This is a genomic window from Nonomuraea sp. NPDC046570 (genome assembly GCF_040645915.1).
Classification (GTDB): Bacteria; Actinomycetota; Actinomycetes; order Streptosporangiales; family Streptosporangiaceae; genus Nonomuraea.
Genome location: NZ_JBEYZF010000019.1, coordinates 146,546 through 158,219 on the forward strand (window position 1 = coordinate 146,546; position 11,674 = coordinate 158,219).

General features: G+C 69.5%; 8 protein-coding genes. 7 read left to right on the forward strand and 1 reads right to left on the reverse strand.

Translation table 11 applies throughout. From position 1 onward, the window contains the following. The first annotated feature begins 127 nt into the window (after positions 1-127). The 3 genes from ABZ911_RS27370 to ABZ911_RS27380 are packed head-to-tail and all read left to right on the forward strand — an operon-like array spanning position 128 to position 5,335. Positions 128-2,203 carry an alpha-1,4-glucan--maltose-1-phosphate maltosyltransferase gene (locus ABZ911_RS27370; protein ID WP_358061702.1) on the forward strand — a complete coding sequence of 692 codons (2,076 nt, stop codon included), beginning with the start codon at positions 128-130 and terminating at the stop codon, positions 2,201-2,203. 60 nt (positions 2,204-2,263) lie between these two features. Beyond that, positions 2,264-3,973 carry a maltose alpha-D-glucosyltransferase gene (gene treS, locus ABZ911_RS27375; protein ID WP_358061705.1) on the forward strand — a complete coding sequence of 570 codons (1,710 nt, stop codon included), beginning with the start codon at positions 2,264-2,266 and terminating at the stop codon, positions 3,971-3,973. A gap of 3 nt (positions 3,974-3,976) precedes the next feature. Then, positions 3,977-5,335 (forward strand): phosphotransferase, encoded by a 1,359-nt coding sequence (locus ABZ911_RS27380; RefSeq protein ID WP_358061708.1) that lies wholly within the window; start codon positions 3,977-3,979, stop codon positions 5,333-5,335. A 50-nt stretch (positions 5,336-5,385) separates the two neighbouring features. On the opposite strand, the gene ABZ911_RS27385 is transcribed toward ABZ911_RS27380, so the two are convergent. Next, positions 5,386-5,802: a hypothetical protein gene (locus ABZ911_RS27385; RefSeq protein ID WP_358061711.1), complete on the reverse strand. Its 417-nt coding sequence runs from the start codon at positions 5,800-5,802 to the stop codon at positions 5,386-5,388. Between the two features lie 307 nt (positions 5,803-6,109). Here ABZ911_RS27385 and ABZ911_RS27390 point away from each other — a divergent pair, with 307 nt between their 5' ends. From ABZ911_RS27390 to ABZ911_RS27405, 4 genes are all read left to right on the forward strand, one after another. Then, the gene (locus ABZ911_RS27390) at positions 6,110-7,036 is read left to right on the forward strand and encodes a hypothetical protein (protein ID WP_358061714.1); all 927 of its coding nucleotides are present in this window, start codon (positions 6,110-6,112) and stop codon (positions 7,034-7,036) included. A gap of 211 nt (positions 7,037-7,247) precedes the next feature. Then, the gene (gene glgB / locus ABZ911_RS27395; protein WP_358061717.1) at positions 7,248-9,410 is read left to right on the forward strand and encodes a 1,4-alpha-glucan branching protein GlgB; all 2,163 of its coding nucleotides are present in this window, start codon (positions 7,248-7,250) and stop codon (positions 9,408-9,410) included. A gap of 43 nt (positions 9,411-9,453) precedes the next feature. Next, positions 9,454-11,265: a S8 family serine peptidase gene (locus ABZ911_RS27400; protein ID WP_358061720.1), complete on the forward strand. Its 1,812-nt coding sequence runs from the start codon at positions 9,454-9,456 to the stop codon at positions 11,263-11,265. A 15-nt stretch (positions 11,266-11,280) separates the two neighbouring features. After that, the gene (locus ABZ911_RS27405) at positions 11,281-11,550 is read left to right on the forward strand and encodes a hypothetical protein (RefSeq protein WP_358061723.1); all 270 of its coding nucleotides are present in this window, start codon (positions 11,281-11,283) and stop codon (positions 11,548-11,550) included. The last annotated feature ends 124 nt before the right edge of the window (positions 11,551-11,674 follow it).

Here is an 11,674-nt window from a genome sequence, read left to right on the forward strand (position 1 = left end):
GTGCCCTAGACCTGTCCCGGAATCGTCCGGGGCGGTGTCCGGTGCTGCCCACCTGAAGATGCAAGGATCGTTCCTGCCACGGAAGCCTCCGGCGGCACCGGGCGTGCCGCCGCTACCTCGAGATGCGATGATCGGACGAATTCCCATCACGGACATCCACCCCGTCGTCGACTGCGGGCAGTGGCCCGCCAAGGCTGTCGCGGGTGAAACCTTCGAGATCGCCGCGACCGTGTTCCGCGAGGGACACGACGCGGTCGCCGCGGGAGTGGTTCTCACCTCTCCCGACGGTGGGCGGGAACAGCTGAAACCCATGCGGGAGGTGGCCCCCGGCACCGACCGCTGGACTTTGCGGGTCTGCCTGCCCACCGAGGGCGAATGGCAGTTCAGGGTGGAGGCGTGGGGGGACCCCATCGCCACCTGGCTGCACGACGCGGAGATCAAGATCCCGCGCGGGATGGACGTCGAGCTGATGTGCGAGGAGGGGGCGCGGCTGTTCGAGCGGGCGGCGAAGGCCGTACGGCCGGCGGACTGCCCCACTCCCAGCCCGGCACCGAACGGCGGGGCGAGCGCCGCTCCCGTGAACGGCGGGTCCTCGTGCGGGCACCGGGCCGCGCTGCTCGGCGTGGCGGCGACGCTGCGGGACGAGAACCTCGACCCCCGGGCGCGGCTGGCGATCGCGCAGTTGCCCGACACGGCCGCGCTGCTGGCCGCGCATCCGCTGCGGGACATGCTGACCAGGGCGAAGGCGCAGCGGATCAGGGTGGACCGGCGGCGGGCGCTGTTCGGCTCGTGGTACGAGTTCTTCCCCCGCTCGGAGGGGGCGATCGTCGACGGCGGCGGCATCACCAAGTCCGGAAATTTCCAGACTGCGGCCGGGCGGTTGCCCGCCGTCGCCAGGATGGGCTTCGACGTCGTCTACCTGCCGCCGATCCACCCGATCGGCACCACCTTCCGCAAGGGCCGCAACAACACGCTCCACCCGGACCAGCAGGATCCCGGCTCGCCGTGGGCGATCGGCTCCGAGGACGGCGGGCACGACGCGATCCATCCCGACCTGGGGACCATCGAGGACTTCGACGCCTTCGTCGGCCGCGCCCGCGAGCTGGGCATGGAGATCGCGCTCGACTTCGCGCTGCAGTGCTCCCCCGACCACCCGTGGGTCAGGGAGCACCCGGAGTGGTTCAACATCCGCGCCGACGGCTCGATCGCCTACGCGGAGAACCCGCCCAAGAAGTACCAGGACATCTATCCGCTGAACTTCGACAAGGACCCCGAGGGGATCTACGCGGAGATCAGGCGGGTGCTGCGGCACTGGATGGACCACGGCGTGCGGGTGTTCCGGGTGGACAACCCGCACACCAAGCCGGTGGCGTTCTGGGAGCGGCTGCTGGAGGACATCAGGAGCACCGACCCGGACGTGATCTTCCTGGCCGAGGCGTTCACCAGGCCGCCGATGCTGCAGACGCTGGCCAAGATCGGGTACCACCAGTCGTACACGTACTTCACCTGGAAGAACTCCAAGCAGGACGTCGAGTCGTACCTGTCGGAGCTGGCCCAGCAGACGTCCTACTTCCTGCGCCCGAACCTGTTCGTCAACACGCCGGACATCCTGCACGAGTACCTGCAGCACGGCGGGATCCCGGCGTTCAAGATCCGGGCCATCCTGGCGGCGCTGGCGTCACCGACCTGGGGTGTGTACTCGGGTTATGAGCTCGGTGAGAGTGTAGCGGTTCGTCCGGGAAGCGAAGAGTACCTGGATAGCGAGAAATACCAGTACAGACCTCGCGATTGGGAGCTAGCCGCACGTGAAGGGCGCACTCTCGCCCCGTTCATCACCCAGCTGAATTTGTTCCGAAGAGCCCGCCCGGCACTTCAGGAATTGCGTAATCTACGATTCCATAGAGTCGACCAACCGGACATGGTCTGCTTCTCCAAGCGACTCCCCGGCGCCTATGACACGGCCACACGACGGCACGGGCTGGGCGACGTCGTTCTGGCGGTCGTCAACCTAGATCCACACAACACCCACGAGGCGACGGTCGACCTGGACCTGCCCGCTCTCGGTCTCGACTGGAACGCCGAGTTCGTCGTCGAAGACGAGCTGTCGGGCGAGTCGTACCGCTGGCGGCAGAACAACTACGTCCGCCTCGACCCCCACATTCAGCCCGGCCACGTGTTCACCGTGCGCGCGGGTCACCGGTAGCGATCCAGTACAGCGGGGAGTCTGAACCGTGTGTGAAGGCACCTTCACGAAGGAGGCTTCGTGAGCTCCACACCCATCCCGAACACCTTCGACGACGAGCAGCGCCGCGACCCCCAGTGGTACAAACGCGCCGTCTTCTACGAGGTGCTCATTCGTGGCTTCGCCGACTCCAACGGCGACGGCACCGGTGACATCAAGGGCCTGATCAGCAGGCTGGACTACCTCCAGTGGCTCGGCGTCGACTGCCTGTGGCTGCTGCCGCTGTACGAGTCGCCGCTGCGCGACGGCGGCTATGACATCGCCGACTTCATGAAGATCCTCCCGGAGTTCGGCGACCTCGGAGACTTCGTCAAACTCGTCGACGAGGCGCACAAGCGCGGCATGCGGGTGGTCGCCGACCTGGTGATGAACCACACCAGCGACGCCCACCCGTGGTTCCAGGCCTCCCGGCACGACCCCGAGGGCCCGTTCGGCGACTTCTACGTCTGGTCCGACAGCGACCAGCGCTACAAGGACGCCCGGATCATCTTCATCGACACCGAGTCCTCCAACTGGACCTACGACCCGGTCCGGGGGCAGTACTACTGGCACCGCTTCTTCCACCACCAGCCGGACCTCAACTACGAGAACCCGGACGTGCAGGACGCGATGCTCGAAGTGCTGCGCTTCTGGCTCGACCTCGGCATCGACGGATTCCGCATGGACGCCATCCCCTACCTGTTCGAGGAGGACGGCACCAACTGCGAGAACCTGCCGAAGACCCACGAGTACCTGAAGCGGGTCAGGGCCGAGGTGGACCGCCTCTACCCCGACCGGGTGCTGCTGGCCGAGGCCAACCAGTGGCCCTCGGACGTGGTCGAGTACTTCGGCGACCCGGTGGGCGGCGGCGACGAGTGCCACATGGCCTTCCACTTCCCGCTGATGCCGCGCATCTTCATGGCCGTGCGACGGGAGTCCCGCTACCCGATCTCGGAGATCATGGCCCAGACGCCGAAGATCCCCGAGAACTGCCAGTGGGGCATCTTCCTGCGCAACCACGACGAGCTGACGCTCGAGATGGTGACCGACGAAGAGCGCGACTACATGTACTCCGAGTACGCCAAGGACCCGCGCATGCGCGCCAACGTCGGCATCCGCCGGCGCCTCGCGCCCCTGCTGGAGAACGACCGCAACCAGATCGAGCTGTTCACCGCGCTGCTGCTGTCGCTGCCGGGCTCGCCGGTGCTCTACTACGGCGACGAGATCGGCATGGGCGACAACATCTGGCTCGGCGACCGCGACGGCGTGCGCACCCCCATGCAGTGGACGCCCGACCGCAACGCCGGATTCTCCGAGTGCGACCCCGGCCGCCTCTACCTGCCGACGATCATGGACCCGATCTACGGCTACCAGGCGATCAACGTCGAGGCGCAGCAGAAGAACGGCGGCTCGCTGCTGCACTGGACCAAACGCATGATCGAGATCCGCAAGCGGCACCCGGTGTTCGGGCTGGGCGAGTTCATCGAACTCAACTCGTCCAATCCCAGCGTCCTCGCCTTCGTCCGCGAACTGGGCGATGATCGCATGCTGTGCGTGAACAATCTCTCGCGCTTCCCCCAACCCGTGGAACTCGACCTGCGGAGATTCGTCGGCGTCTCACCGGTCGAGACGATGGGTGGAGTACCTTTCCCACCGATTGGCGAGCTTCCGTATCTTTTGACGCTTCCTGGGCATGGGTTCTACTGGTTCACCCTGCCACCGGCGACCCGCCCGGACGTCCAGGAGGAGTAAGTCGTGCTTGAGGAGCTCCTTGCCCGATGGATCACCCATCAGCGCTGGTTCGCGGGCAAGGGGCGCCCACTCGACGCGCTCGCCATCGAATCCGACGTCGTCCTCGTCGCCGGAGAGCCCGGCCTGCGGCACCTGATCCTGTCCATCCGGCAGAACCACTCCGTCGACCGCTACCAACTCCTGCTCGGCATGCGCGAGGAACTGCCCGACCGGCTCAAACACGCCATGATCGGCACCTGCGGGCCGTACGGCTTCGAGAACGGCCCGCACCACCACGAGTGGTACGTCTACGACGCCGCGCACGACCCGTCGCTCACCGGCCACCTGCTCGAAGACACCGACCACGGCCCGATCCGCTTCCGCCGGATCCCCGGCGTCACCATCGACACCTCCCTGCGCAGCCTGGTGCTCGGCGCCGAGCAGTCCAACACCTCGCTGGTGTACGGCGACGCCTACATCTGCAAGCTGTTCCGCCGCCTCATCCCCGGGGTCAACCCCGAACTCGAGATCGTCACCGCGCTGGCCGCCCGCGACGCCAAGCACATCGCCCAGCCGTACGGCTGGATCGAGACCGACCTCGACGGCACCGTGACCACGCTCGCGATCACCCAGGAGTTCCTCTCCAACGCCAACGACGGCTGGGACCTCGCCCTCGCCAGCGTCCGCGACCTGTACGGCACGCCCGCCGAAGCCGGAAACCTCACCGCGGCCGACGCCGGAGGCGACTTCGCGGCCGAAGCACACCGCCTCGGCACCGCCACCGCGCAGATCCACCGGGAACTCGCCGAAGCGTTCCCCACCGGCGTGGTGGAACGGCCCGAGGTGAAACGGATGGTCGAGGACTTCCGGCGGCGCCTCGGGCGGGCCATCGCCGAGGTTCCCGAACTCGCCGAGCACCGGGAGGCCATCGAGACGGTCTACCACCAGGTGGAGCGCCTGCCGGGCGAGGTGCGCGTGCAGCGGGTGCACGGCGACTACCACCTCGGGCAGGTCATGCGGACGCCGGTGGACTGGATCGTGCTCGACTTCGAGGGCGAGCCCGGGCAGCCGCTGCCCGAGCGGCGGGCGCAGTCGTCCCCGCTGAAGGACGTGGCGGGCATGCTCCGCTCCTTCGACTACGCCGCCCGCCACCTCCTCGCCGACAACCCCGACGCCGAATCCCTGGAGGCCCGCTCCCACGACTGGGCCGCACGCAACCGCAAGTCCTTCCTGACCGGGTACGCCGAGGCGGGCGGCCACATCAGCGGCGCGGACGCGGCCCTGCTCAAGGCCCTGGAGTACAGCAAGGCCGTCTACGAGGTCGTCTACGAGGCCCGCAACCGCCCCACCTGGGTCTCCATCCCCCTGGCCGCCTTCCGCTGAGCCCCGCCGCCCCGTCTCCGCCACCTGCGGCGAGGTTGAGGTCAACCGGGTCAGCCGCCCTGGGTGTAGACGGTCTTCCAGCGGGAGCACTTGTTGACGGGGCGCTTGGCGGTGCCGCGGCAGACCTGGACCTTGATCTGCAGGGGTCCGCCGACGTCCTTGCGGAAGGTGCCGGTGCCGGTGACGCAGTTGTAGAAGCCGTCCGTGCGCCAGCGGCCGTTTCGCGCGTTCTGGTGGCGGATGAGGGCCCAGGAGCAGCCCTTGCCGTAGGAGTCGTCGAGCTTGCCGTGCACGACGAGACCGGACTGGCCGACGGTGACCTTGCCCCAGGCGGTGGCCCAGCCGTCGGTGGAGTGGATGCCGCCCCACTTCCAGGTGGTGGTGGGGTCGGCCGCGGCGGGGCCGGCGAGGTTGAGTGCGGCGGCGGCGACCGTCAGGCCGATCAGCACGCGGACACCGGTGCGCATGGGAGGTCTCCAGGGTTTTCGCGGACGGTCACGACACGCACAGAGGTATCCCTTCGCGCTTGTGGCCGACTTGGAGACGGGTGGGAGGCTGGACGAGGCTTCGCCGGTAGCGAAGAGCCCGAGCTTGATCCGGACGCGGGTTAGAGTGGCGGGAGGGCAGAGCGCCTGCCCGTGTCCAGTGCGGCCGCCCACGCCGGTGCGCGCGATGAGGCCAAGAGGCTCCGACTCAGCGCCGACGATCTCCGCTGCTCCGGCGCCTGTCGCGCCGCCCGACCGGCGGGTGCGTGGGCCTCGCCCGGGGACCGACATGGCCGACAACACGCACGACCGAGCCCGCCGCCGCGCGATCCGCGCCCTGGCCACCCGTGAAGGCGTCCCGTACTCCGTCGCGGCTCGCCGCCTCTCCGGGCTCGAAGACCGGGCCGAGGAGGCGGGCGACTACTGGAAGGCGTCGTTCGGGGTGTGGCTGCCTCGCTCGGAGACGCCCGCGCGGGTGGGGATGGTGGCGCGGCACGGCCGGACGGTCTACCCGGACAACGGGGACGCCTACCGGCGGGCGCTGATCGAGGCGCGGGGCCGGTGGACGCTCGCGGAGCGGGTCGCCGACACCCGGAGGGCCGCCGACCTGCCCGTCGGGCGGGCCCGGCACCTGGCCGGGCGCTTTCCCCCGACCCGGGGGGAGGCGGGGACGGGCGTCGGGCCGCTCTACAACGCCGACGGGTTGGAGGAGGCGCTCGCGCTGGCGTACCTGGTGGCGGCGCACGAGGCGCCCGAGTTCGTGCCGTCGCTCGGAGAGCTGGCCTGGGCGGCCGAGATGGGCGAGGAGACGGCGGTCGACACCGTCTGCGGCGACCTCGACCGCAAGGCGCGCGGCGCACTGGACCTCGAACGCCTCCCCGCCCTGCCCCCCCGGGCGTCGGCCGCCCTGGCCGCCGCCCTCCGGCACACCGGCACGCGCGTCCGCGACACCGCCGCCCGCCTGGCCGCCTGGCACACCGGCGAGCACGGCCCGCACCCGTTCACCGGGGCCGGGCAGGTGCTCGACGCGCTGCTGGTGGTGGCCGAGGACGGGCATGCGCCGGGGACCAGGGTGGAGACGAGGGCGGGGCGGCGCAAGGGGACGATCGTGGGGGCGCTGTGGGGGGCTGAGGGGCCGCCGTCCGGCTATCTGGTGCAGGTGGACGGGAGTGAGCGGGTGGTGGCGACGGAGCCCGACGATCTAACCCTGGCGTGAGCCCGCAGACGCGTGATCCGTTCGGCAATCTTGTTTCCGGAATGCTGCAAAAAGTGCATCTCCTCGGGAGGGGCATGGTGAAAGCGGACGTGGGCATGGGTTCGAGTGGCGTTGTAGGGCAGGGTTAGGAAGCATGCCGTTGACCTCCTCCCCACAACGCGCGATGCCTACGCCGCCCCAGGGCGGAACTCTCCACGCTCTAGGAGATTCGATGAGGACCGAGCTCGACCGTCTCGCCGGTGGCGCGCACCACGATCCGCATTCCATCCTCGGCGCGCATCTAGGGCCCGGCGGGGTCACCTTCCGGGTGTTGCGCCCGCTGGCCGAGCGCGTGCAGGTGCTCTTCGACGATCGGTCCGTCGATCTGGAACACGTGGCCCACGGCGTCTTCGAGGCGACGGTCCCGAGCCTGGACAAGATCCCGGACTACACGCTCAGCGTGCTGTACGGCGGCGCGGAGCCGTACCGGACGCTGGATCCCTACCGGCACTGGCCGACGCTCGGTGAGGTGGATCTGCACCTCATCGGCGAGGGGCGGCACGAGCGGTTGTGGGAGGTGCTGGGCGCACGGGTGATGAGGCACGAGGACGTGGACGGCACCGCGTTCGCCGTGTGGGCACCCAACGCGCGCGGTGTGCGGGTCGTCGGCGACTTCAACCACTGGGACGGCGTCGGCCATCCGATGCGCTCGCTCGGCAGGTCGGGGGTGTGGGAGCTGTTCGTGCCCGGCATCGCCGAAGGCATGCGGTACAAGTTCCAGATCCTCGGCGCGGACGGGGTGTGGCGCGACAAGGCGGACCCGATGGCCCGGCGCACCGAGGTGCCGCCGCAGACGGCCTCGGTGGTGGACCGCTCGGACTACGCGTGGGCGGATGAGCCGTGGATGGCCGAGCGGGTGATGCGGCTGTCGCAGAAGGAGCCGATGAGCACCTACGAGGTGCACCTGGGGTCGTGGCGTCCCGGCCTGTCCTATCTGGAGCTGGCCGACCAGCTCGCGGAGTACGTCACCGACCTGGGGTTCACCCATGTGGAGTTCCTGCCGGTGGCCGAGCACCCGTTCGGCGGGTCGTGGGGCTACCAGGTCACCTCCTACTACGCGCCGACGGCGCGGTTCGGCTCGCCCGACGAGTTCCGGCACCTGGTGGACCGGCTGCACCAGGCGGGCGTCGGGGTGGTGCTCGACTGGGTTCCGGCGCACTTCCCGATGGACGAGTGGGCGCTGGCCCGCTTCGACGGCACCCCGCTGTACGAGCACGCGGACCCGGCGCGCGGCGAGCATCCCGACTGGGGCACCTACGTGTTCGACTTCGGCCGCAAGGAGGTGCGCAACTTCCTGGTCGCCAACGCGCTGTACTGGCTGAAGGAGTTCCACATCGACGGCCTGCGGGTGGACGCGGTGGCCTCGATGCTGTACCTCGACTACTCCAGGCGTGAAGGCGAGTGGACGCCGAACATCTACGGCGGCCGGGAGAACCTGGACGCGGTGGAGTTCCTGAAGGAGATGAACGCGGTCTGCTACCGGGAGGCGCCGGGCATCTCGACGATCGCGGAGGAGTCGACGGCCTGGCCCGGGGTGTCGCGGCCGGTGCATCTGGGCGGGCTCGGCTTCGGCTTCAAATGGAACATGGGCTGGATGCACGACACCCTCGCCTACCTCCGACACGAACCGATCTTCCGCCAGTACCACCACCATCAGATGACGTTCTCGCTGATGTACGCCTACAGCGAGAACTTCGTGCTGCCCCTCTCCCATGACGAGGTCGTGCACGGCAAGGGCTCGCTGCTGGGCAAGATGCCGGGCGACGAATGGCAGCGCTTCGCCAACCTGCGGGCGCTGTACGCCTTCATGTGGGCGCATCCGGGCAAGCAACTGCTCTTCATGGGCGGGGAGTTCGGACAGGGCTCGGAGTGGTCGGAGGAGCGCGGGCTCGACTGGTGGGTGCTCGACTTCGACGGGCACAAGGGCGTGCAGAAACTGGTGCGCGACCTGAACCGGATCTACCGCGACACCCCGGCGCTGTGGGAGCTGGACGTGACGCCCGAGGGGTTCCGCTGGATCGACGCCGACGACGCCCCGGGCAACGCCTTCTCCTTCCTGCGGTACGCCGACGACGGGTCCGCGCTGGCGTGCGTGGTCAACTTCAGCGGGGGGCCGCACGAGGAGTACCGGCTCGGCCTGCCGTACGGCGGGCGGTGGGAGGAGGCGCTGAACACCGACGCTTATGACTACGCGGGGAGCGGGGTGGGGAACCTCGGTGGGGTCGAGGCGGTGAAGGAGTCGTGGCACGGCCTGCCGTACTCGACCACGCTGAGGGTGCCGCCGCTTGGTGCGGTGTGGCTCAAATCGGAGCGTCGGCCCTCTGGTAGCGACTGACTTATCACCTTAAACTCCGAGATCATTACTTCTCGGAGGAAGCGTGCGATTTCGACGGCTGATCGTGTGCTCGATCCTGCTGGTGTTAGTGCCTGCCGTACCGGCTCAGGCCGAGGATCCGCCCTCGGACAAGCTTGAGGCGGGGCTGGCGGTGGACACGGGGCTGGTGCGCGCGATCGTGGAGGTCGCCACGCCGGTGCCGGTGGAGGATCCTGACGTGCAGGTGGTGCTGCAGCCGCCCGCGCAGCCGTTCATGGTGGTGGAGGCGAGCGCCGACTCGCTGGACGAGCTGGCCGACGACCCGCGCGTCCTCTCCATCCGCCGCGACCGCGCCTACCCGCCGTCGCTCGTCTCCAGCGTGAAGGTGATCGGCGCCGACCGCGCCCATGCCGCCGGTACAACGGGCGCGGGCCAGGCGGTCGCCATCCTGGACACCGGCATCGACCGCGACCACCCGTTCTTCGGCGGCCGGATCGTCGCCGAAGCCTGCTTCTCCGCCGTGGACCAGGGCGTCCAGTCGCTCTGCCCGAACGGGCAGGGCACCCAGATCGGCGCCGGCGCGGCCGACGCGGAGACGCCCGCCTGCCAGCACGACGGGGTCAACCTGTGCGAGCACGGCACCCACGTGGCCGGGATCGCGGCCGGAAACGGCGGCGTGGCGCCCGGCGCGAACATCATCGCGGTGCAGGTCTTCAGCCGGGTCGACGACCCGGAGACCTGCGGCGAGCCCACCTGCCTGCTGGCCTTCGAGTCCTCGCTGCTGCTGGCCATGGACCACGTCGCCGCGCTGGCCGCCGCGCAGCCCATCGCCGCGCTGAACCTCAGCCTGGGCGGCCAGCCGTCGGCCACCTCCTGCGACGACAGCGAGGAGGGCCGCTCGCTGAAGCCGAAGATCGACGATCTGCTGGCCAAGGGCGTGCCCACCGTGGTGGCGGCCGGCAACGAGCAGGAGGAGGGCGCCTCGTTCCCGGCCTGCCTGTCCTCGGCCGTCGCCGTGGGCGCGACCGACGACGCGGACGCCATCGCCGACTTCTCCAACCGCGGGCCGCTGCTGGACCTGTTCGCGCCGGGGGTGGACGTCGAGTCGTCCGTGCCGGACGACCAGACGGCCGTGCACAGCGGCACCTCCATGGCGGCCCCGCACGTCGCGGGCTCGCTGGCGCTGCTGAAGTCGGCCTTCCCCGGCACCTCCGGCGCTGACCTGGTGGAGAAGCTGAAGGCCAAGGGCCGCCCTGTCACCTACCAGGCGGGCGGCGCGCAGGTGAGCACGCCGCGCGTCGACGTGTACGCGGCGCTGACCGACGCCCCCCAGCAGCCCCCGGTCGCCGAGCCCGGCCCGGCGCCCGAACCCGCGCCGGAGAGCCCCCCCACCGACCAGCCGACTCAGCAGCACACACCGATCCCGCTCCCCACGGTCACCGTGACGGTGACCGTCACAGTGGCCCCGCCCGCCGCTCCCGCGTCCGTGTGCACGAGGGGTACGGCGAGCAACGCGCTGACCACCGCGCAGTGGGCCGTGGAGATCACCCGGGGCAAGGGCGAGATCCCCGACGAGACGCTGAACTGCTACCTCAAACTGGTGCAGAAGGCGAGCAAGGTGTTCCCGGAGGTCACCAAGGCGTCGTCGCTGGGCCGGGCCTACCGGGTGCTCAAGGCGTCCGTGGGAGACCGGGCACGGCTGGACGGCGCGCTGCTCGCCGCATGGCTGAACTGGGCGTCCGGCGCCTACGACTCCGCTTCGGCCTTCGCGGGGACCTCGACGTTCAAGGCGACGGTGGGGGCGGCGGAGAAGGCGCGGCTGAGCCCGAAGTCGACGTCGGCGCAGCTCAGGAAATGGCACACCAAAGTCGGATAACCGACATATCCAGATGTGGTCTCCGCCGGTTCGCTGACCAAGGCGTACAAGCTGCACGCGCCGAAGAGCAAGAGCGCCAAGGCGCTGCTCGACCGTGAGCTGCTGGCCGCCTGCCTGAACTACTCGCACGGCGTGTACAACACCTCCGCCAAGGTCCACGGCAGCACCACGCTGAAGACGGCCATCGGCATCGCCGAGAAGTACCGCACGGGCAAGGCCACCACGGCCCAGCTCAAGAAGACGGCCGTCTACCTGTACAAGCACTTGACTTCCTCCCGGCGCTAAAGGACCGGGATTCCCCGTGCCGCTGACGCGGCATGCTGCCGCGCTCGTGGCCGGGGTGGTTGACGCTTCACAGACCGCCCGACGGCGAGGTCTCCACGTCCTGAGACCGCTAATCCGGCGGCCT